This is a genomic window from Sphingomonas gellani (genome assembly GCF_900110035.1).
In the GTDB taxonomy this organism is placed as follows: Bacteria; Pseudomonadota; Alphaproteobacteria; order Sphingomonadales; family Sphingomonadaceae; genus Sphingomonas; species Sphingomonas gellani.
The window spans coordinates 1-22,049 of sequence record NZ_FOCF01000006.1; the positions used below are offsets into that span (position 1 = coordinate 1).

At 66.5% G+C, this 22,049-nt stretch carries 20 protein-coding genes, 1 tRNA gene and 1 rRNA gene; 16 read left to right on the top strand and 6 right to left on the bottom strand.

Annotated elements, in window-relative coordinates:
• Positions 1–129: ribosomal RNA gene (locus BMX37_RS12065) — 16S ribosomal RNA — on the bottom strand; the annotation flags it as partial.
• Positions 130–578: 449 nt separating this feature from the next.
• Between BMX37_RS12065 and BMX37_RS12070 the strand changes: the two genes are divergently transcribed.
• The 3 genes from BMX37_RS12070 to BMX37_RS12080 all read left to right on the top strand — a co-directional run bounded on the left by BMX37_RS12070 (position 579) and on the right by BMX37_RS12080 (position 3,667).
• Entirely contained in the window at positions 579–785 is a 207-nt protein-coding gene (locus BMX37_RS12070; protein WP_093666017.1) for a TOBE domain-containing protein, read from the top strand.
• Between the two features lies 1 nt (position 786).
• Positions 787–1,164: a winged helix-turn-helix domain-containing protein gene (locus tag BMX37_RS12075; RefSeq protein WP_093666018.1), complete on the top strand. Its 378-nt coding sequence runs from the start codon at positions 787–789 to the stop codon at positions 1,162–1,164.
• A gap of 112 nt (positions 1,165–1,276) precedes the next feature.
• A complete protein-coding gene (locus BMX37_RS12080) occupies positions 1,277–3,667 on the top strand; it encodes a TonB-dependent receptor (RefSeq protein WP_093666019.1) in 2,391 nt (796 codons plus the stop codon).
• 49 nt (positions 3,668–3,716) lie between these two features.
• Here BMX37_RS12080 and BMX37_RS12085 read toward each other — a convergent pair whose 3' ends face one another.
• From BMX37_RS12085 to BMX37_RS12095, 3 genes are all read right to left on the bottom strand, one after another.
• Positions 3,717–5,150: a L,D-transpeptidase family protein gene (locus tag BMX37_RS12085; RefSeq protein ID WP_244501558.1), complete on the bottom strand. Its 1,434-nt coding sequence runs from the start codon at positions 5,148–5,150 to the stop codon at positions 3,717–3,719.
• Positions 5,151–5,297: 147 nt separating this feature from the next.
• Positions 5,298–7,610 (bottom strand): adenosylcobalamin-dependent ribonucleoside-diphosphate reductase, encoded by a 2,313-nt coding sequence (locus BMX37_RS12090; RefSeq protein WP_093666020.1) that lies wholly within the window; start codon positions 7,608–7,610, stop codon positions 5,298–5,300.
• Between the two features lie 466 nt (positions 7,611–8,076).
• Positions 8,077–8,166 (bottom strand) — tRNA-Ser (locus tag BMX37_RS12095).
• A gap of 121 nt (positions 8,167–8,287) precedes the next feature.
• On the opposite strand from BMX37_RS12095, the gene hspQ reads away from it, so the two are divergent.
• The 12 genes from hspQ to lptG all read left to right on the top strand — a co-directional run bounded on the left by hspQ (position 8,288) and on the right by lptG (position 19,298).
• Positions 8,288–8,668, top strand: coding sequence for a heat shock protein HspQ (gene hspQ / locus BMX37_RS12100; protein ID WP_093666021.1), 381 nt, complete (start codon positions 8,288–8,290; stop codon positions 8,666–8,668).
• Positions 8,669–8,787: 119 nt separating this feature from the next.
• Positions 8,788–9,084, top strand: coding sequence for a 50S ribosomal protein L21 (gene rplU / locus BMX37_RS12105; protein WP_093666022.1), 297 nt, complete (start codon positions 8,788–8,790; stop codon positions 9,082–9,084).
• 28 nt (positions 9,085–9,112) lie between these two features.
• Positions 9,113–9,379 carry a 50S ribosomal protein L27 gene (rpmA, locus tag BMX37_RS12110; RefSeq protein ID WP_093666023.1) on the top strand — a complete coding sequence of 89 codons (267 nt, stop codon included), beginning with the start codon at positions 9,113–9,115 and terminating at the stop codon, positions 9,377–9,379.
• A 170-nt stretch (positions 9,380–9,549) separates the two neighbouring features.
• Positions 9,550–10,122 (top strand): GNAT family N-acetyltransferase, encoded by a 573-nt coding sequence (locus tag BMX37_RS12115; RefSeq protein ID WP_244501559.1) that lies wholly within the window; start codon positions 9,550–9,552, stop codon positions 10,120–10,122.
• An 81-nt stretch (positions 10,123–10,203) separates the two neighbouring features.
• Positions 10,204–11,250 (top strand): GTPase ObgE, encoded by a 1,047-nt coding sequence (obgE, locus tag BMX37_RS12120; protein ID WP_093666024.1) that lies wholly within the window; start codon positions 10,204–10,206, stop codon positions 11,248–11,250.
• A gap of 66 nt (positions 11,251–11,316) precedes the next feature.
• A complete protein-coding gene (gene proB / locus BMX37_RS12125) occupies positions 11,317–12,420 on the top strand; it encodes a glutamate 5-kinase (protein WP_093666025.1) in 1,104 nt (367 codons plus the stop codon).
• Entirely contained in the window at positions 12,417–13,316 is a 900-nt protein-coding gene (locus BMX37_RS12130) for an NAD-dependent epimerase/dehydratase family protein (protein ID WP_093666026.1), read from the top strand. Before proB ends, BMX37_RS12130 begins: the two co-directional genes overlap by 4 nt.
• Before the next feature lie 43 nt (positions 13,317–13,359).
• Positions 13,360–13,611, top strand: coding sequence for an acyl carrier protein (locus BMX37_RS12135; RefSeq protein WP_093666027.1), 252 nt, complete (start codon positions 13,360–13,362; stop codon positions 13,609–13,611).
• Positions 13,608–14,870 (top strand): serine palmitoyltransferase, encoded by a 1,263-nt coding sequence (gene spt, locus BMX37_RS12140; protein ID WP_093666028.1) that lies wholly within the window; start codon positions 13,608–13,610, stop codon positions 14,868–14,870. Before BMX37_RS12135 ends, spt begins: the two co-directional genes overlap by 4 nt.
• Positions 14,871–15,013: 143 nt before the next feature.
• On the top strand, positions 15,014–16,915 hold the full coding sequence (locus BMX37_RS12145) for an ATP-binding protein (protein WP_425288460.1): 1,902 nt from the start codon (positions 15,014–15,016) through the stop codon (positions 16,913–16,915).
• 86 nt (positions 16,916–17,001) lie between these two features.
• Complete coding sequence (gene lptF, locus BMX37_RS12150; RefSeq protein WP_170841957.1) at positions 17,002–18,204, top strand: LPS export ABC transporter permease LptF; 1,203 nt, start codon at positions 17,002–17,004, stop codon at positions 18,202–18,204.
• Positions 18,204–19,298, top strand: a complete 1,095-nt coding sequence (lptG, locus tag BMX37_RS12155) for an LPS export ABC transporter permease LptG (protein WP_093666030.1) — start codon at positions 18,204–18,206, stop codon at positions 19,296–19,298. Before lptF ends, lptG begins: the two co-directional genes overlap by 1 nt.
• Before the next feature lie 63 nt (positions 19,299–19,361).
• On the opposite strand, the gene BMX37_RS12160 is transcribed toward lptG, so the two are convergent.
• Positions 19,362–20,471, bottom strand: coding sequence for a fatty acid desaturase family protein (locus tag BMX37_RS12160; RefSeq protein ID WP_093666233.1), 1,110 nt, complete (start codon positions 20,469–20,471; stop codon positions 19,362–19,364).
• Positions 20,472–20,591: 120 nt separating this feature from the next.
• Here BMX37_RS12160 and BMX37_RS12165 point away from each other — a divergent pair, with 120 nt between their 5' ends.
• Positions 20,592–21,746, top strand: coding sequence for an N-acetyltransferase (locus tag BMX37_RS12165; RefSeq protein ID WP_093666031.1), 1,155 nt, complete (start codon positions 20,592–20,594; stop codon positions 21,744–21,746).
• A 48-nt stretch (positions 21,747–21,794) separates the two neighbouring features.
• On the opposite strand, the gene BMX37_RS12170 is transcribed toward BMX37_RS12165, so the two are convergent.
• Positions 21,795–22,028: a hypothetical protein gene (locus tag BMX37_RS12170; protein WP_093666032.1), complete on the bottom strand. Its 234-nt coding sequence runs from the start codon at positions 22,026–22,028 to the stop codon at positions 21,795–21,797.
• Between the last annotated feature and the right edge of the window lie 21 nt (positions 22,029–22,049).

The window sequence follows — 22,049 nt, forward strand, 5'->3', positions numbered from 1 at the left end:
CCGAACCCAAGGGCAGATTCCCACGCGTTACGCACCCGTGCGCCACTAGACCCGAAGGTCTCGTTCGACTTGCATGTGTTAGGCATGCCGCCAGCGTTCGTTCTGAGCCAGGATCAAACTCTCAAGTTTGATGTTCCATGATCTCGCAGGTGGAATAACCCGCGAAACCACAGCTCACGACAAGAGCCGATTTCCTGCACATCACATATACTGTGGATATGTAACGAGACATATGAGATCGGCTTACTAGCTTAACGTGTATCCACGGGCTTGCCACCCGCAACACACGAGCCGCCGCCCACATGTCCCTTCATCTCAATTACAATGTCAAAGAGCCAAAAACCCCGGCGCGCCATCAACTCCCCCTCAAGAGAGCCTGCACACCGGCCGTTTCCAGAACCACTCCAGCAACCCGTCCGGGTCACCGCTGCGGTGAGAGGTCATCTAGATGGCGATTCGGATTCGCGCAAGCCCGAATTTCAATTTTTTGACAGCATCGGACCTTCCGGCCCTCACGTGCCTCGCACGCGTGCGTACAGGCACGCTGAGTGGTAGACCGGCCTGGAGGAGCAAAAGCCATGAAACTCAGCGCCCGCAATCAGATCCCCGGCCGCGTGACCGCGATTACCCCCGGTGCCGTCAACGGGACCGTGAAGGTCGACATCGGCAACGGCATCATCGTCACCGCCAGCATCACGGAAGAGGCCATCGCGGACCTTCACCTTTCCGAAGGCGATCGGGTCACGGTGGTGGTAAAAGCCACCGACGTCCTGATCGGCAAGTGACGTGCAGCTCGGCCCCTTCAAGCTGAAGCTGCAGTTCGCGTGTGGCGACGGCTACGCGCTCGGGCCCGGCAAAGCCGATCTCCTCGATGCGATCCATCACGATGGCTCCATCTCCGCCGCCGGCCGCACATTGGGCATGAGCTATCGCCGGGCCTGGCTCCTGGTCGACGAGATGAACCGGTGCTTCGACGAGCGTGTGGTGGAGACGGCTCCCGGCGGTGGCCGCAAGGGCGGCGCCCGCCTGACCGACGTCGGGCTGGCCATCCTGGCCGACTATCGCGAACTGGAGCGGGCAGCCGCCGAGCTTGCGGCCCATCCGGCCCATGATCGCCTGACCGCCCGCCTGCTCGATTGGCCGACCACGCCGCGACAAGGGTGATCGCCAGAGCTGACGCCTAATAACAGGATTTCGCTTGCACTATATCCAGTCGGATATTGTGTTCGTACGGATATGGATGGATAGCGCCGCCCACCTATCGGGGGTGGCCTTCATGAGAATCAATCCAACAGCACTGCTATCTCTCGCGGGGCTGATGTCCCCTGCCCCACTCGCGGCGCAGACGATGGCAACGGCGGATGACGGTCCGCAGATTGTGACCGGCGGAACCCGGACCGCGGGCGAAACCCGAATGCCCGACGTGATCGTCACCGCACGCCGCAGGGAAGAGAATGCGCAGGCGGTCCCAGCGTCGCTCAACGTCGTGGGCGGCGACCTGCTCGACCTCAGCTACACCGTCAATACGCAAGGGGTGACCGCGCTGATCCCCAGCCTGAACTACAGCTCGGCCAACCCCCGCAACACCGCGCTCACCATTCGCGGGCTGGGCTCCAGCGTCGTTGCCGTTAGTCAATCCAATGACGGCCTCGAACCCGGCGTCGGCTTCTATGTCGATCAGGTCTATCACGCCCGCCCGGCGACGGCCGCATTCGACTTCGCCGACATCGCACAGATCGAGGAACTGCGGGGGCCTCAGGGTACGCTGTTCGGCAAGAACACGACCGCCGGCGCGATCAACATCACGAGCCGTGCGCCGACCTTTACGCGCGAAGGGTTCGCGGAGCTGAGCTACGGCGATTACAACCTGGTCCAGGCGCGCGGATGGGTATCGGGGCCGATCAGCGACACTGTTGCCTACAGGCTGTCAGCGGTGGCGACCCGACGCGACGGCATCCTCGACAATGTCGCCACCGGGCGGGCGGCCAACACCGTCGGCACGCAGGCAGTGCGCGGGCAGTTGCTGTTCAAGCCGAGCGAGACGCTCCAGACCCGCATCATCGCCGACTTCACCAACTTTCAGGCCTATTGCTGCACCCAGGTCTTCGTCCGGGTCGGCGAGACCCAGCGCCCCTTGTCGCGCCGATATGCGTACCTCGCCGGGCAATTCGGCTATGCCCCGGCCAGCACGGACCCTTATGATCGCCGGATCAACTATGACGGCCCGCTCGGCGTCGACACCAACGAGGGCGGCGTGTCGGCGATCACCGATTGGCGTGTCGGTATCGGCACGATCACGGCGGTGACCGCGTGGCGGTTCTGGAACTGGGACGCGGAAAACGACCGCGACTATACCGGCCTTCCCATCCAGCTGTCGCAACACATCCCCTCCCGCCAGGACCAGTACAGCCAGGAGATCCGCCTCGCCTCCGACGGGGAGCGCCGCATCTCCTATGTCGTCGGCCTGTACGGGTTTCGTCAGCGGATCACCGGCCGCCCGATCAGCATCTACGGCCCCGCCGCCGCCGGCTGGCTGATCGGGCAGACCACCGGCGCCAACAACACGCCGGTGCCCACCAACCTGCTCGACGGATACGGCCAAGACGGACGCACCGACTTCCGCACCCAAAGCTACGCCGCGTTCGGGGAAGTGAATGTCCGCATCGTGCCGACGCTGACCGCGACCGGCGGCCTGCGCTACACGCATGAGGACAAGGACGGGTATTACTCCACCTTCACCTTTGGCGGGCCGGCCGCGACCAGCTCAGCGCTCATCAACGCACGCCTCGGCATCCTGCGCGGTCAGAGCTACCAGGCGCACGACAAGGACGGCAGCTTGTCCGGCCGCGCCAATCTCGCCTGGAACGTCACCGACGGCGTGTTCGGCTATGCGAGCTATGCACGCGGGTTCAAATCCGGCGGGATCAACATGTCCGGCCTGCCGCTCAACGCGCAGAACCAGCCGGCGCTCGCCACGGCCGTCGTGCGCCCGGAACGCAATACGACCTATGAGGTGGGCCTGAAAACCCAGCCCTTCGATCGCCGCCTCGTGTTCAACATCGACGGCTTCTACACCCGCGTCCGCGATTTCCAGGCCACGATCGTCGACAGCAGCCAGACCGCGGCCCTGCGCGGCTATCTGTCGAACATTCCCAAGGTGACGGTGAAGGGGATAGAAGCGGACGCGACCGCCATCGTGGTGGCGGGCCTCACGGTCCGGGCCGGCGTCGCTTATTCGGACGGTCGCTATACCGACTATCCCGCCGGCCCATGCCCGCTGGAGCTTCAGACGAACCAGACGGCGGTGTGCAGTCTGACGGGAAAGCGGCTCGCCTCACTACCGCCATGGGCGATCACCGCCGGCATCGACTATTCGCATCAGGTCGCCGGAGGATCGGTGTTCCTCCACGCCGACACTGCCTCGCGCAGCGGCTACAATGGCGATCCGACCCTGTCACGCTACACGAGGATCGACGCCTACAACCTAACCAATGCCAGTATCGGGTACCGCTTCGCCGGCGGGCTGGAACTGGCGGTGTTCGCCCGCAACCTGCTCGATTCCAACTATCTTCAGAACGTCACGGTCCAAGCCGGCAACTCCGGCCTGATCCTCGGCACGCCGGGCGATCCTCGCGTCATTGGCGTGACGCTGCGCACCCGGCAGTAAGACCTGGCGGTCGCCGGACGCGGGGGCGACCGCTCGGCCAAACGCTGACTTACGGCCCGACGTCCGCCTCGTCCGTCTTGACCCGCAGCGCCTTGCCAGCCTTGAACCCCAACGCAGAGCCGACCCGGTCGTCCCAGCCATAGGGGTCGTTGCGGACGATCGGTTCGCCCGCGTCGTCGAACAGCACCGTCTGGTACAGCATGCGCACCGGGATCTGCCGGGGCAGCTTGACGAAGGTCTCCTTGCCGGTCGCACGCGCCTGATGCCACTGGTCCAGCACGCCCTCGTCGGTCGCCAGCATCTCCGCAAAGCCCAGCGCGTCGTCGACCCGCACGCAACCATGGCTGCGCTGGCGCTGGACCAGCCCGAACAGCGGCTTGGCCGGGGTGTCGTGCAGGTAGATCGCGTGGTCGTTCTGCATGTCGAACTTGACCAAGCCCAGCGAGTTCTTCGGGCCCGATGCCTGGACGATCCACCCGTCCTTCCAGCTCATGTTGTTCGCCTTCAGATAACCGGCGCCCTTGCCGGCGATCTCCTTCTGCTGGACCGATCGTGGAACGGTCCATGTCGGATTGGCGACCAGGCGAAAGATCGGCGAACCCAGCTGCGGCGTTTCCTTGTCCGGCTCACCGACCACGACCTTGCGGCTGTTGACCAGCTTGCCGTCGCGCCAATAGCTCAACCGTGCCGCCGCCAGGTTCACGTCGATCCGGGTCGCTGGCGGCGTGCGTTCCAGCCAGCGCAGCCGTTCCATGTTGACCGCAATGGAACGCGCGCGATCCACGTCCGACATGTTCAGGATGCCCAGCGCGTCCGCGCCGATGACGCCGTCCGGCTCCATGCCGTAATCAGCCTGCATCCGCTTCACCGCGGCGACCATGGTGGGCGTGTAACGGTCGCCCGTTGCCGCCGCCTGGTCCAGATAATCCAGCACGACCAGCTCCCGCGCGATCACCGGCAAGCGCGGGTCGCTGGCGCCCGGCTTGATCGATTCACCCGCGTCGGAGATGGCCGGGGTCGGCGCCGCCGGCTTCTTCCGCAACGCCAGATAGGCCTGACCCAGCTTCTTGTAGTTCGCATCCTGCGGCGCCAGCGAGTTCAGCCAATCACCGACCTTGCCGGCGCGCAGGGCGTCGGCCAGGCCACGGCGCAGGTCGGGCTCCGGCCGCGGCACCGTGTACACGTCGTACAGCTTCTTCGGGTCGGTCGCGCCGTGTGCGAGCGCCCCGGCATAGCTCAACGCCGTCTGCGTCAGCGCCGCGTCGTCGGTCCCGCTCACCGCGAACGGCATCTGGTCGAGGCCATGCATCGCCCGCTTGCCGATCGCGTCGCGCAATTGCGCGGTCGTGTCCTTGGTCCACCCCGCCTGATCCGGCGTTTGAGCCGATGGCGCCGTGGCGTTCCCACCCTGCCCGCTCGGTTGCCCGCAGCCCGCGACAAGGAACACTGCCGCCAGCGCCGATCCCGATAGCAAACCCCTCACCCGCGACTCCCTTTCAATCCGGCGCAAGAACGCCTCTGCCGGTCGAAAGGCTCCGAGGCCGCATCGGGATCGCGTACGGGGTGGACGGGAGAACGGCGTAGCAGTCGGCGCCGCCCCCGGCGCGAACTCAATGCGTCCCAGCCTAACTCACCCGCACTTGCTGTACCCGCACTGATGACAGGTCAGGCAACCCTCCATCATGTACGCGGTCCGGCGCTTGCACGACGGGCAAGGCTCGCCATCCTCGTCGAACAGCTCGCGCTGGGGTTCGGAATGCTGCCGCAGGATGCGTCCGATCAGCGCGATCAGGCTGGGTGCGTAGCTGCCCTTGGCCTCGTGCTCCAACCGGATCAGCGCACCGCCCTTGGGCGAATGGACCCGTTCCAGTTCCTCGAACAGGAACGTTGCATCGCCACGCCGGCACGCCGCCGACAGCGTGCGTGTCAGCGCCGCCATGGTCTCGAAATTCTCGACCGAGCTGGTGGAGATGAAAATCTCGAACGGCACGCGGCGACCGTCATCGTGCACATAATCGTTAATCGTCAGGTAATAGTTCTCGCCGTCGATCGGCCATTTGATCTTGATCGTCTTGCCGCTCAGCACCTCCGGCCGCTTCAGCACTTCGCTGGTCGCTGCGGGATTCGGCACCACCTTTTCGGCGGGGGCGTCCTGCTTCACGCTCAGCACCGCGCCGCGCACGCCGCTCGGGCGATAGGTGGTGCACCCCTTCATCCCCGCTTCGTACGCGGACAGATAGACCTGGCGGAACTCCTCATAGGGCATGTCGGCGGGGCAGTTGATCGTCTTGGAGATCGCCGCGTCGACCCATGCCTGCGCCGCCGCCGCGACGGCGATGTGATCCTCTACCCCCAGTTCCAGCGCGGTGACCATATAGTCGGGCATCGGCGCGGCGCCGTCATGATCGGGGCGCCGGCTGTACAGGTGCCAGCCGTAATCCTCGACCTCGAACGTCTCGTGCTGCTGCTCGGTCGCGGTCTGCTCGACCACCACGTTGCGCGTGTAGTGCCAGGCGAAGGTCGGCTCGACGCCCGACGAGACGTTGCCATACAGGATCGACGTCGTCCCGGTCGGCGCCAGCGTCAGCAGCACGCCGTTGCGTATGCCGTGTGCGGCGATGTCTGCGACCAGATCGCCCGGCAACTTCGCCAGGAACGGCGCCTTCGCGAATCGCACCTTGTCATAGGCCGGGAACACGCCCCGCTCCTTCGCCAGCGTCACCGACGTCCGGTACGCCTCCTCCGCGATCGCCCGCCCGACCTCCTCGACCAGCGGCACCGCCTGCCGGCCGTAGCGAACGCGCATCTGCTGGAGCAGGTTGCCAAGGCCGGTGTAGCCCAGCCCGATGCGCCGCTTCGCCAGCGCCTCCGCCTTTTGCTCGGGCGTCGGGAATGGCGACGTGTCCAGCACGTTGTCCAGGAACCGCACACCCACGCGGACGGCCGCGCGCAGCCGATCCCAATCGACCCGAGCCCGGTCCGTGAACGGGTCGAGCACCATGTTCGCAAGGTTGACGTGCCCCAGGTCGCAGTCGCCGTTGGGTGGCAACGGCTGCTCCCCGCACGGATTGGTGGCGCTGATCGTCTCGCAATAGTTCAGGTTGTTCAGCCGGTTGACCCGGTCGATGAAGATCACGCCGGGTTCGGCATAGTCGTAGGTGGTGCGCGTGATCAGGTCGAACAGCTCGGCCGCCGGCATCCGCCGATAGACGTACCAGGGCCGCCCATCGCGTTCCGTCACCGCGACATGGTTCCCGTCGGCGCGCGGCACCGAAAAGCCCAGGTCCCAGTCCGCACCCTGCCTGACCGCGGCCATGAAGTCGTCGGTTACGGCCACCGAGACGTTGAAGTTCTTCAGCACGTCCTTCTTCGTCTTGGCCGTGATGAAGGCAACCACGTCCGGATGCCAGATCGGCAGCACGCCCATCATCGCGCCGCGCCGCGATCCGCTCGACCGGATGGTCACGCACATACCGTCCCACATTACCATGAACGGGATCACGCCCGACGAGATCGACCCGGTCCGCCCGACCAGCGCGCCGTCGGGCCGCAGCGTCCCGAAATCCATGCCGATCCCGCCGCCCTGCTGCTGGGTGAAGGCGGCGACGTTCAGCGCGGGCATGATGCCCGCGCCCGGCAGGTCGGGCTCGCTGTCCATCGAATCCTGGATGATCGGGCTGACGAAACAGTTGATCCACGTCACCCGCTTGCCCGTTCCCGCGCCGGCAAAGATGCGGCCACCGGGCACCCAGTCCCGCGCCTCCAGCGCCGCCAGCGCCGCCAGCGCGCGGTCGCGTTCTTCCGCACTATCGTTGGCATAGACACCGGCGACGACGCGTCGGAACGTCTCCGAAACGCTTGCCTCGTCCGCATGGCGGTACTTCTCGCGCCAGATATGCGTCGTGATCGGCTGCGCGAGCGGGCCGGTGGCAGTGTCGGTCATGCTGTTCCTCACCTCGACGGCAGATGGTTTGCCGAGTCGCCGCCGCGAACGGGCGGGCTTGTGGCCAACCGCATTACGGTGCGACGACGGCATGCTATTCATATAGGCGTTCGGTCACGTCGCGCGATGTCGGGCAACGATTGTCGCGATCACGACAGACGCCCGGATCACGATTCGCGAGCCAAGGCATCAGGTGCAAGGTTTCCGCCCATCTGGACCTCCAGCCCTCGACGCGAACCGCCGATGGAGCGATCCGGATGCAACCTCCTACCGACAGCATCATCCGCCGCTACTCCGGTGCGATACGTACAGACATGCGGCTCCGCGTCGTGCCCCACCGATGGCGCTTCGATCGAGGTTTGCACGGACGAGATCAGCCAAGGGCATCGATGCGCCGCCAAGGCCGCCGATCACCGGCTCGGCACATCGGGCTGGATGACGAGGCCGACCCGGATCGCAGGGGAAGTGGCGGAGAGGGTGGGATTCGAACCCACGGTACGTTTACACGCACAACGGTTTTCGAGACCGTCCCAATCGACCACTCTGGCACCTCTCCGCATGGAGGCAAGGCCGCTGGGTGGCGGCCCGATCGCTTGGAGGGCGCGCCTCTAACGCATGTCTTTACGTTCCACAAGCGGCTCGCTTGTGCGATTGCGAACAGGCACTAGATTGGGTCGATGCCTCGTCACGATCCGGTCGATCCGGCCACCAGTGCTTCCGTCATCGCCCCGCCGATCGCACACGCCCGCTTCTCCATCGGTGAGGTGGTGCGTCACCGCTTGTTCGATTTCCGCGGCGTGATCTTCGACGTCGATCCCGTCTTCGCAAACACCGACGAATGGTACGACGCGATTCCGGAGGCGATCCGGCCCGGCAAGGACCAGCCCTTCTACCACCTGCTCGCGGAAAACATGGAATCGACCTATGTCGCCTATGTCAGCCAGCAGAACCTGATGGCCGACGACAGCGACGAACCGGTGGACCATCCTGCCATTGCCGGGCTGTTCACCGGTTTCGCCGACGGGCGCTACCGCCTGCGCAATCAGCACCGTCACTGAACTGTCGCGCCGGAGCCATGACTCCGGTTGACATCGGCCGGCCCGTCGCTTAGCTGCCCGGCTTCATCCCGGCGGGGCCACCCGTGCGGGCACATGTTTTTCGGGAAGTGAATCAGGCCATGTTCGCAGTCGTGCGCACGGGCGGCAAGCAGTACCGCGTCGCCGCCGGAGACAAGATCGTCGTCGAAAAGCTGGACGGCGATGCCGGCAGCCAGATCACGCTGGGCGACGTTCTGCTCGCCGGCGAGGGTTCGGAGCTGAAGAGCGTCGAGGGTTTGACGGTCGCGGCCGAGATCATCGCGCAGGCGAAGGCGGACAAGGTCATCGTCTTCAAGAAGCGCCGCCGCCACAACTATCGCCGCCGCAACGGCCACCGCCAGCAGCACACGATCCTGAAGATCGTGTCGGTCGGCTGAACGCAGCGAAGCGCAGGAGCAAAATAGCATGGCACATAAAAAGGCAGGCGGTTCGTCGCGCAACGGTCGTGATTCGGCCGGTCGTCGTCTTGGCGTGAAGAAGTTCGGCGGTCAGGAAGCGATCGCGGGCAACATCCTCGTGCGTCAGCGCGGGACCAAATTCTATCCGGGCAAGAACGTCGGCATAGGCAAGGATCACACCCTGTTCGCGCTCGTCGATGGCCGCGTGGTGTTCCACGACGGCAAGCTCGGCCGAAAGTTTTGTTCGGTGGAACTGGCGATTGCCGCCGAGTAACATTGGGTAACCAGACGGGTTGCCCACCAGGGTGACCCGATCCCCGCCACCGGCGGGGACTTCAAACAAGGGAGGCGGGTCACCCCGGCTCCCTTTTTCTTTGCTCCCTCGGCCCATTGTCGCCGCCGTGTCACGTCGACGCGGCAGCGGCCGACACGAGGAGAGCGCGCATGTTCGCACGAACGGCAAGACTGACGCTGCGTCCCGGCTGGCCCGAGGACGCCCCCGCCCTGTTCGACGCCATCGCCCATGAGGCGGTGGCGACCCGGCTGGCCCATGTGCCATGGCCCTATCGCATCGATCATGCCCGCGACTGGCTGGCGCCCGATGCCGCGGCGACCGGGGCATCGACATACCGCATGCTGATCCTGGCGCACGATCGTGGTCCCTCCCCCGTGCTGATCGGCGGCATCGGCCTGCGCCATGAGGGCGGTAAGCGCGGGCACGCGGCGGAACTCGGCTATTGGCTGACTCCCGCCGCCTGGGGCCGTGGATATGCGACGGAGGCGGGGCGCCAGGTGGTCGCGATCGCGCGGGACGCGCTGGGATACCGCCGGTTGGTTGCGCATCACCATCTCGACAACCCGGCGTCCGGTCGCGTGCTGCGCAAGCTGGGCTTTCGCGAATCGGGCCGCGCGGCGCGCCCGTCGCTGGCCCGGCGCGCGATCGTCGACAGCGCCGCCTATGCGCTGGACCTGGACAGCGACGGTGGCGACCGACCCGCCATGCCGCTCGCGGCATGATCGATGCGGACCGGCGGCTGTGACGGCCGCCGGTCCGCATGCGGGTCGCTTTACCGGAGCCGACGCGCTAGGCGCTGATCCATGCATTTCCTCGATCAGGCCAAGATCTTCGTCCGCTCTGGCGCCGGTGGCCCCGGCGCGGTCAGCTTCCGGCGCGAAAAGTTCATCGAATATGGTGGTCCCGACGGCGGCAACGGCGGCAAGGGCGGCGACATCGTGTTCGAGGCGGTGGCCGGTCTGAACACGCTGATCGACTTCCGCTACACCCAGCATTTCCGCGCCCCCCGTGGCCAGGGTGGTGCCGGCTCGAACATGACCGGCGGTGGCGGCGACGACCTGGTGATCCAGGTGCCCGTCGGTACCCAGATCCTGGCCGACGACGAGGAGCGCTCGCTGCTGGTCGACATGACGACGGTGGGTCAGCGCGTCATGTTCCTGCGCGGCGGCGATGGCGGGCGCGGCAACGCCAGCTACAAGACCTCGACAAACCGGGCCCCGCGCCAGCACGGCACCGGCTGGCCCAGCGACGAGGCGTGGCTGTGGCTGCGCCTCAAGCTGCTCGCCGATGCGGGGCTGGTGGGGCTTCCCAATGCGGGCAAGTCGACCTTCATCAACGCCGTGACCAATGCGCAGGCAAAGGTCGGGGCCTACGCCTTCACCACCACCCGCCCGCAATTGGGCGTGGTCCGCCACAAGAGCCGCGAGTTCGTGCTGGCCGACATCCCCGGCCTGATCGAGGGCGCGGCGGAGGGTGCCGGCATCGGCGACCGGTTCCTGGGGCATATCGAGCGGTGCCGCGTGCTGCTCCACCTGGTCGACGCGAACGACACCGATGTCGCCGAAAGCTACCGGATCGTGCGCGATGAGCTGAACGCCTATGGCGCGGGGCTGACCGATAAGCCGGTGGTCGTCGCGCTGAACAAGATCGACACGCTGGATGACGAACTGATCGCCGCCCTGTCCGCCGAACTGGAGGAAGCCAGCGGCGCGATCGTGATCCCGCTGTCCGGCGCCAGTGGCACCGGCGTCGATTGGGCACTCGACAAGCTGTTGGAGATGATCCCGACCACAGACTCACCAGTCGACGACGATGGTGCCGAGGACGAGGTGCAATGGTCGCCGGTGTGATTCAGCACTGATCGGCCGGCAACCGAAGCCGGTTGGCGGTTCGATCCAGCCGCGTTACCCACAGCCATGCTTTTTCCCCCCGCCTCCTGCCGCCGGATCATCGTAAAGGTCGGATCGGCGTTGCTGGTGACCCCGGACGGCGAGGTTCGCACGGACTGGCTGCGCGGGCTCGCCACCGACCTCGCCGCGCGCCGACAGGCTGGGCAGCAGGTGGCGGTCGTGTCGTCCGGTGCCATCGCGCTGGGTGCCCGGCGCCTCGGCCTGTCCAAGGGCGGCCGCGCGTGCCTGGAGGACGCGCAGGCCGCCGCCGCCGTCGGCCAGATCGCGCTGAGCCAGGTGTGGGCCGAGGTGCTGGCGGCGGAGCAGCTGACCGCCGCACAAATGCTCGTCACCCTGGGGGATCTGGAGGATCGCCGCCGCTACCTCAACGCATCCGCCACACTGGACCGCCTGTTGTCGCTCGGTGCGGTGCCGGTGCTGAACGAGAATGACTCGGTGGCTACCGAGGAAATCCGCTTCGGCGACAACGACCGGCTAGCCGCGCGCGTGGCGCAGGCGGCCGGCGCCGGGGGCGTGATCCTGTTGTCCGACATCGACGGATTGTACGACCGCAACCCCGCGCTGGCGGGCGCGCGCCACATCCCGCGCGTCGAACGCATCGACGACGCCATCATGGCGATGGCCGACACCGGATCGGGTTCCGGCATGGGATCGGGCGGCATGGTGTCGAAGATCGGCGCCGCCCGCATCGCCAACGCGGCGGGCGCACATCTCGCGATCGCGTCCGGGCGGATCGAGCGCCCCCTTTCTACCGAGCGCCGGCACAGCCTGTTCGTGGCGGAACGCAGTGCGCCCGCACGAAAGGCGTGGCTGGCCGGCGGCCTGACTGCGGCAGGACGCATCCATGTCGATGCCGGTGCCGCCGAAGCGCTCGCTCGCGGCGGCAGCCTGCTCGCGGCGGGCGCGACGGGGGTGGAGGGGCGATTCGCGCGCGGCGATCTGGTCGCGGTGCAGGGACCGGCCGGCGGCACCATCGCGCGGGGCCTGTCGGAATATGACGCCGACGATGCCGCACGCCTGATCGGCAGGCGCACCGCAGACCATGCCGAAATCCTGGGCCATGCGCCGCGTGGTGCACTGGTCCACCGCGACCATCTGGCGCTGCTGTGATCCTGGCCCTGACCGGCGCGACGGGCTTTGTCGGTCGCCACACGCTGGACCGTGCGCTGGCGGCTGGCCATTCGGTGCGAGCCCTGACCAGGCGCGCCCAGCCGGCACGTGATGACGTGATTTGGGTAGAGGGGGCGCTGGACGACGCCGCGGCGCTCGACCAGCTCGTGATCGGCGTCGACGCGGTCGTCCATATCGCCGGCGTGGTCAGCGCGCCCGACCGCGCGGGCTTCGCCACCGGCAACATCGACGGCACGCGCATGGTGGTCGCTGCGGCGGAACGGGCAGGCGTTCCGCGATTGGTTCACGTCTCCTCCCTCGCCGCGCGGGAGCCGGGCTTGTCACTCTACGGCTGGTCGAAGCGTGAGGCGGAGGCGGTCGTGGAGAGCAGCCGCCTGCACTGGACCATCGTGCGACCCAGCGGCGTATACGGCCCGGGCGACACCGAGATGGTCGACATGTTCCGCCTCGCCCGTTTCGGCGTGGCGCTGACGCCGCCTGCAGGACGCGTGTCGCTGATCGCGGTGGAGGACCTGGCCGCATTGCTGGTCATCCTTGCCGAGAACGGCCCCGCGAACGCGCTGTACGAGGTCGATGACGGAATGCTGCTCAGCCATGCCGCACTCGGTCGCGCGATCGGGCGCGCGGTCGGCCGCCATCACCTGATCCCCATCGCCCTGCCCGCCGCCGCGCTGCGCCTGGGCGCGCGCATCGACCGTCGGCTGCGCGGCGCGCATGCGAAGCTGACGCCCGACCGGGTCGGCTATCTGCTCCATCCCGACTGGACCGCCGATCCGGCCCGGCGACCGCCCGCCACGCTGTGGGCGCCCGCGACCCCGTCCGACATCGGCCTTGCCGCGACCGCACGGTGGTATCGCGACAGAGGCTTGCTATAGCGCCGCAACGTCGCCGCATTTGCGGGCAACACCGGAAACCATCATGACCGACCGTAGCCAGATCTTCGACACCGTCGCCGCCCAGATCGAGCCCTTCAACAAAAAGGGCGTGAGCTTGAGCGAGGCGACCACGTTCCAGGGCGACCTGGAATGGGACTCGCTGACCGTGATGGACTTCGTCGCGGCGATCGAGGACGAATTCGACATCATCATCACCATGAACATGCAGGCGGAGATCGAGACGATCGGCCAGTTGGTCGACGCCGTCGCCAAGCTGAAGAACGACGCGGCATGACCGAAACCGGCCTGCAGCCGGAACGGCTGGACCTCGACCCCGCACCGGTCGCGCCCGAACGCGACTTGATGAGCAAGTTCGACCCGCTGATCGCGGAGCGGCAGCGCCTGCTCGACAGCGGCGTCACCGACCCCTTCGCCATCGTCATGGAGGAGGTCCGCTCCGCGACCGAGGCTGTGATCAAGGGGCGGGAAACGATCCTGCTCGGCACCTACAATTACATGGGCATGACCTTCGACCCGGACGTGATCGCGGCCGGCAAGCAGGCACTGGAGCGATTCGGGTCGGGCACCAACGGCTCGCGCATGCTCAACGGCACGTTCCACGACCATATGGAGGTCGAACAGGCGCTGCGTGACTTCTACGGCGTGTCGGGCGCGATCGTCTTTTCGACCGGCTACATGGCCAATCTGGGCATGATCTCCACGCTGGTCGGCAAGGGCGAATACGTCATCCTCGACGCCGACAGCCACGCGTCGATCTACGATGGCTGCAAGCAGGGTTATGCGGAGATCGTCCGCTTCCGCCACAATTCCGTCGAGGACCTCGACAAGCGACTCGGCCGCCTGCCCAAGGAGGCCGGCAAGCTGGTGGTGCTTGAGGGCGTGTATTCGATGCTGGGTGATGTCGCCCCGCTGAAGGAGATGGTCGCCGTCGCCAAGAAGCATGGCGCCATGGTGCTGTCGGACGAGGCGCATTCGATGGGCTTTTACGGCCCCACCGGACGCGGCGTGTACGAGGATCAGGGCCTGGAGGGGCAGGTCGATTTCGTCGTCGGTACCTTCTCCAAATCGGTCGGCACGGTCGGCGGCTTCTGCATTTCCGACCATCCGAAGTTCGAGGCGATCCGCCTCGCCTGTCGCCCCTACATCTTCACCGCCAGCCTGCCGCCGAGCGTGGTGGCCACGGCCACGGCCTCCATCCGCAAGCTGATGACCGCCACGGAAAAGCGTCGGCGTTTGTGGGACAATGCCCGCCACCTGCACGGCGGCCTGACCCAGCTGGGCTTTCGACTCGGTACCAAGACGCCGGACAGTGCGATCGTCGCGGTGATCCTGGAGGATCAGCAACAGGCCGCGGCGATGTGGCAGGCGCTTCTGGACGGCGGGCTGTACGTCAACATGGCGCGGCCACCCGCGACTCCGGCCGGCACTTTCCTGCTGCGCTGCTCGCTGTGCGCCGAACATAGCCGGGAACAGCTGGATCGGGTGTTGGGCATGTTCGCCGATGCGGGCCGCGCCGTGGGCGTGATCGCATAGGTTATCGCCCCAAGCGGGCAAGGATAATCCCTTAGCTTTTCGCTAACGATTGCATGTCCTATGCTGTGGCCGTGGAGCGCGACAGGGGCAGTCGGATTCCCGCGAAGGGACAGGGCAACTGGCGGACCATCACGCTCGTCGTGATGGGGCTGCTGGGGGCCGCGACGCTTGTCGCGCTGATCTTCATCCTGGGTGGCGCGACTCGGGAACGCGACCATGCGCTGCGGGCGCAGACGCATAGCTACGACGTGATGATCCTGGCGCGCAGCCTGTCGGGTACCATGGCCCGGTCGGAAGCGTCGCTGGGCCGCTACGTCATCTCCGGCGACCGGTCGCTAGGCCAGTTGTACTTCGACCAGTGGCGCCTCGCCGCCAGCCAGATCGACCGACTCGGCCGGTTGACTCATGACGACGCGGGACAGGCGGGCCGCATGGAACGCCTGCGCCGCGCCTTCGACGCGCGGGGCCGCGAACTGGCCGAAACCGCGTTGGCGACGAATTACGGCAAGAACAGCCAGGCCTTTGCCCGCTACTACCAAGCGCGAAAGGCGCAGCCGCTGACCGCGCTGGACGGCACACTGGACGCCATCATCGCCCGCGAACGCGCCCTGCTGGACCAGCGCACCAGCGCAGCCGACGCGACCGTGGTCCGCGCCAGCCGCATCGCATTCGCCTTGGCGGTCTTCGGCGTGCTGCTGGTGCTGGGGGCGATCGCGCTGGGCTGGGTCACCGTGATGGCGGTGGAGGAACGCGCCAGCGCGAAGGAGGAGGCGGAGGACCAGCGCGAACGGGCAGAAGAACTCGCCACCGCCGTGGCTCAGGCGACGCACGAGCTGCGGGCGCAGGAGGCGAAACTGCGCCAGGCGCAGAAGATGGATGCGGTCGGCCAGCTGACCGGTGGCATCGCGCACGACTTCAACAACATGCTGGCGGTGGTGCTGGGCGGGCTGGAGCTGGCCGCGCTGCACCTGGACGACCACCCGGACTTGGCGCGGCGCAATATCGACAGTGCCGCGGAGGGTGCGAACCGTGCCGCCGCGCTGACGCGCCGCCTTCTCGCCTTCAGCCGTGAGGAAGCGCTGCGGCCCGAGTCGCTCGTCGCGGCGGACCTGGTCACCGGCATGTCCGACCTGCTCGATCGAACGCTGGGCGACGCGATCACGCTGCTCTTCGATGACCGATCGGTCGGATGGCGGGTGCGGGCTGATCGGGTGCAGCTGGAAAACGCGGTACTCAACCTGGCGGTGAACGCGCGCGATGCGATGCACGGGCGCGGCACGCTGAGCATCGCGACCAATTTCCGAACTCTGAAGGCGGGGGAAGTCGACGGCTGCGGCGCTGGCGATCATGTGACGCTGGCTGTCACGGACACCGGCCACGGCATGACGCCCGAAGTGGCCGAACGCGTCTTCGAACCCTTCTTCACCACCAAGGAGGCGGGCAAGGGCACCGGGCTGGGGCTCAGCCAGATCTTCGCCATGGTCGACCAGATGGGCGGCGGCATCGCCATCGATACCGCGCCCGGACGGGGGACGACGGTGACGCTGTTCCTGCCGCGCGACATGGCCGTATCCGCCGCGCAGCCGGTCGACGCGCCGGCCCCGCTCCGCCCCCGTGCGCCCGACAATCTGCGCGTGCTGGTGGTGGAGGACGATCCCCGCGTCCTCGCCGCTACCATGAGCGCGCTGGAGGAACTGGGCCATCATCCGATCCCCTGCGACGATCCGCTGACCGCGCCCGACCTGCTGGACCGGCACGATCCGGTCGATCTGGTGGTCAGCGACGTGCTGATGCCGCGCCAGACCGGGCCGGAGATGGTCGCCAACTTCGCCGCACGGCATGGTGACGTGGCGGTGCTGTTCGTCACCGGGTTTGCCGGCGACAACAATGCCGTCGATTTCGGCGACCGCCCCGTGCTGCGAAAGCCATACACGCTGGTCGGGCTGGAACGCGCGATCGGCGCAGCGATCACGGCGGAGCGACCCCGCATGACGAGCCAGGGAACCGCAGCGACCATGGACCCCGACAGCATCGCGGCGGAATAACGGCCGCACGCATTGGGGGCTGACGCTTAGCCCACCGTTCCGTATAGACAGGACCATCCGCCCGCCGGAGGCCGCGTTTCCCGCCGATGAATTCCCTTGACCGCTACATGGCCCGGCTGATCGCGGTGCCATTGTTCTCCACCCTGCTGATCTCGGCCATGCTGTTGGTGCTCGACCGCATGCTGCGCCTGTTCGACTTCGTCGCGACGCAGGGCGGCCCGATCAGCGTGGTGTGGCGCATGCTCGCCAACCTGCTGCCGGAATATCTTGGCCTGGGCATTCCCATCGGCCTGATGCTGGGCGTCCTGCTCGCGTTTCGCCGCATCGCCACCAGCAGCGAGCTGGACGTGATGCGCGGTGTCGGCATGAGCTATTCGCGGCTGCTGCGCGTGCCCTATGTCTATACGATGGTGCTGGCGCTGCTGAACCTGGGCATCGTCGGTTACGTCCAGCCTCAGGCGCGCTTCGCCTATGAACGGTTGCGGTTCGAGTTGCGCACGGGCGCGCTGGGCGCATCGATCAAGGTCGGCGAGTTTACCCATCTGGGCAATCGCATGACGATGCGGATCGAGAAGAGCCGCGACAGCGGGCGCGAATTGTCGGGCATCTTCGTCCATGCCCAGACGCAGAAAGGCGACTGGCTGGGTGTCACTGCGGACAAGGGACGGTTTTACCGCACGGACGATCCCGACGTCATCATCTTCCGCCTGAACCACGGTGTGCTGATCCACAATCGACCCGAATTTCCCGCGCCGCGCGTGCTGACCTTCTCGCAGCACGACCTGCCCATCGACCTGCCCAAGTTCGGCAGCTTCCGCCAGCGCGGCGGTGACGACGATGAGCGCACGCTACCCGAACTCGCCATTTCCGGGCACAGCAAGGCCGCGCCGCCAGAGCAGCGCAACGCCAGCCGCGCGGAGTTCCACTTCCGCGTGACGGAGGTGCTGTGCATGTTCCTCCTTCCCCTGCTCGCCCTGGCGCTGGGCGTCCCGCCGAAGCGGTCGACCTCCGCGCTCGGCGTCATTGTGGGCATCGTGATGATCGTGACCTACTTCAAGGTAAGCCAATATGCGCAAAGCGTGGGGGAACTCGGCCGGGTCGACCCGCTGATCGCGCTGTGGACGCCGCTCGCGGTGTTCGCGGGCCTGACCTTCTGGATGTACTATGTCATTGCCTACGTGCCCGGCGGCCAGCCCATCGGCGCGCTGGAACGCGCGTTCGACAAGGCGCTGAAGGCGGTTACCCGCTATCTGCCCAATCGCCGCCGCAAACATGCGGTGGCCGCCTGATGCTCTCGGCCATCTTTCCGTCGCGCACCGTGGCGCTGTACATGGTGCGCCTGTTCCTGGTGCGGACCTTCGGCATCGTCGCCGGTCTGGTGCTGGTGCTGCTGACGCTCAACCTGCTGAGCGAGTCGGGCAAGATCCTGGCGGTGCCGGGCAACGGCCAGGACCAGATCTGGACCTATGTGTCGTTGCGGGGGGCCGAGCTGATCGCCTTTGCCGTCCCCTATTCGGTTCTGCTCGGCACCATCCTGACGCTGATGCAGATGAACCAGAACAGCGAGATCATCGCGCTGAAATCATCCGGCCTGTCCGCGCATCAGGTGCTGGCGCCGCTGCTGCTCGCCAGCGTCGGGGTCGCGCTCGCCTCGTTCGCGTTCAACGACCGGGTGGTCACCCGCGCGACCGCGACGCTGGGGCGGTGGCAGGACCTGGATTATGCCGCAGTGCCGGTCGATCGGGGCGAGCGGACCGACGTCTGGGTCCGCAACGGCGACGACCTGCTGGAGGTGGATCGCATCCGGGGCCACGGCAACGCCGCACGCCTGAGCGGCGTGACGCTGTACGATCGCACCGGCGGCAACCTGATGGCGATCCTGCGTGCCCCCCATGCCCGGCGGGAGGGCAATGCCTGGCGCGTTGACGATGCGACCCGGTTCGACGTGGCAAGCGGCAAGCAGACCAAGCTGGGATCGGTCCTGATCGCCCCCGGCGTCGGGCCGGATCAGTTCACGCTGGCGACCGTCGATGCGGACGGGCTGTCGTTCCGCGCGCTGCGCTCCGCGATCGATGACCTGGACGCCGCCGGCCGCCCGACCAAGGCGCTGGAAGGTGCGTTGTGGCACAAGCTGTCGGGGCCGCTGTCCGCGCTGCTCATGCCGTTGCTGGGCGCGGTGGCGGCGTTCGGGATCGCGAGGTCGGGCAAGCTGTTCGTGCGTGCAGTGATCGGCATGGCGCTCGGCTTCACCTATTTCGTAGCCGACAACTTCGCACTCGCGATGGGCAATCTCGGCGCCTATCCGCCGTTCCTTGCGGCCTGGGCCCCGTTCCTGCTGTTCTTCCTGATCGGTGAGGCGGTGCTGATCCGCACGGAAGAGTAGAGAAAAGGGGCCGCCGTTCACGCGAACGACGGCCCCTTTTTTTGACTTCCCTGAACAACCCGATCAGCGGCGCGGGCGCATCGTGTTCGACACGAGATAGCGCACCAGCCCCGGCAATCCGCCCGGATAGCTCGCCTTGTGGTAGGAGGACCCTTCCTCCAACGCCGCGCTGATCCGCCGATGCGCCTCACCCAGCGAGTGATAGGGCAATCCCGGCAGCAGGTGATGCAGCGCATGGTAGCGCAGCCCGACCGGCGCCCACAGTCCCGGTAGCAGCGCGGGCGGCGGCACGTTGACCGAGTCGAGATACTGGGCGGTCAGGCTCATCACCTCCCCATCCTCATTCTCCCACAGATGCGCGACCAGCGTGCGGACTTGGTTCAGCAGCGCCACGGCCGACACGATGCCAATGCCGATGCCGAACGAGCGGAGCGGGATCACGCCCGTCGCCACCATCGTCAGCAGCGCGATCGCCCAAACGCTCGCCGCCGCATCGATGCGGTTGAACTGCTTCAGCGCAGCCCCCTCGGGCACCTTGCGACGGAACTGCGGATTGATCGCCAGCGCGGAGAACCGCTCGATGACCGGACGACGCAGCGGCGGGACGATCACCGACAACGGCGCCAGTATCGCGAACCGGATCAGGAAGCCGACCGGTGCCAGGATCGAGATCAGCAGAAACAGCGGCAGCGTCCATGGCTTCATCGACGCCAGCGGCAGATATTCGGGATCCTCCGCCGTACCGTAACGGTGCTTGGTGTGGTGCAGGTTGTGCACGCCCTCATACATGAAGGACGGCGTCAGCATCGGCACACCGACGATCGCGTTCCAGCCCAACCGGAAATGCGGCAGGGCGGAGTGCTTCATGTGGCTGATTTCATGGATGAAGAGCAGCGCCCGGTACAACGCCAGCACCGACACGATCCCCGCCGCCACCGCCAGCCACGTGACATGCGTCGTCGCGGCAACCGCCAACGTGGCGTATCCGAGCAGCGCGGACCCGACCATGTCGGACCAGTACAGCGCCTTGTTCGGGCGCGCGAGATCGCGGGTCAGTTCAGCCGCGGCGCGCAGCATCGCCTTGTCGTCGGCGATCACCGGCCTTGCGGCACGGGCAGGTGTTGCGGCTTGCGGCGACGAGGCTGCACGCGGCAGGGTCAGCGAGCTGTTCATGGCTTGATCCATTGCCTGGATATAGTGGCGGCAGCATGGCGTTTCGACCTAGGGAATCCACGGAAACGCCACTCGCCATGATCGATCGAGACGCTTAATACACGTCCATCAGGGGGAAGCATGACCGATCAACTCACCATCCGGCCAATCGACACGAAGCGGGATCGGAAAGCGTTCGTCGACCTGCCTTTCCGCCTGTATCGCGATGATCCGAGCTGGGTACCGCCGCTAAAGGGTGAGGCTTTGGGCCTGATCACGCCGGAAAAGAACGGCTGGTACAGCCATGCCAAGGTGCAGCTGTTCCTTGCCGAGCGCGCGGGTCAGGTGGTCGGCCGCATCTCCGCGCATATCGACACGCTGGCGCTGACCATGCCCGCCGAACAGGGTTTCGGTCCCGGCACTGGCCAATGGGGCCTGATGGAGGCGGAGGATGAGAGCATCTTCACCCAGCTTCTCACCCATGCGGAGGGCTGGCTGCGCGAACAGGGCATGGTGCGCGCTCTTGGCCCCATCTCCCAGTCGATCTGGGAGGAGCCAGGCCTGCTGATCGAGGGGTTCGACCACGCCCCCACGATCATGATGGGGCACGCCAAGGCCGAATATCGCGGCTGGATCGAGCGTGCCGGCTATCAGCCGGTCAAGCAGCTGCTGACCTACGAACTGGATATCACCCAGGAATTTCCGCCGATCGTGAAGCGGATCATCCAGGCCGGGGAAAAAAACGCGCGCATCGTGGTGCGCCAGGTCGACAAGTCGAAGTTCGAGGAGGAGGCTGCGATCATCCTCGACATCCTCAACGATGCGTGGTCCGACAATTGGGGCTTCGTTCCGCTGACCCCGCCCGAAATCAAGGACGTCGGGGTCAAGCTGAAGCCCATCGTGTTCAACGACCTGATCCGGATCGCGGAACTGGACGGCCGGCCCGTGGCGTTCATGATCACGCTTCCCGACCTGAACGAGGCGATCAAGCCGCTGAAGGGCAATCTGCTGCCCTTCGGCTGGGCCAAGCTGCTGCTGTGGCTGCGCGCGCCAAAGGTGCGCACGATGCGCGTCCCGCTGATGGGGGTGCGCAAGGAGTTCCAGTCCTCTCGCCTGGCCAGCCAGCTTGCCTTCATGATGATCGAATATATCCGCCGCGCCTCGGTCTCGCGCTACGGCGCCAGTCGTGGGGAGATCGGCTGGATCCTCGACGACAATCAGGGCATGCGCTCGATCGCGACGACGATCGAGAGCCACGTCAACAAAGTGTATCAGGTCTACGGTCGCGATCTGTGACGGCCGGCCACGACGCGCATCCGGCGCGTCGTGGCGGCTGTCCGTGCCTCACTTCTTGAGCGGATCGAAGCCTTCGTTCAGCCATTCCGCCCGCGTCATGCAGGTCTTGTGACGGATGCGCGAACCGGTCGCCTCGGTCATCACGCAATAGCGGGTCGGCTTCGCAGGCGCGGCCTGGCTTTCCGAAGCGACCGGCGCCGGTTCCGGCTTCGGCTCGCGGATCGCGAGCGCGGGGGTGGCGGCGATCAGACCCAGGCCGGCGAACATCAACAACGACTTCATGGCATCATCCCTCAAGATGGA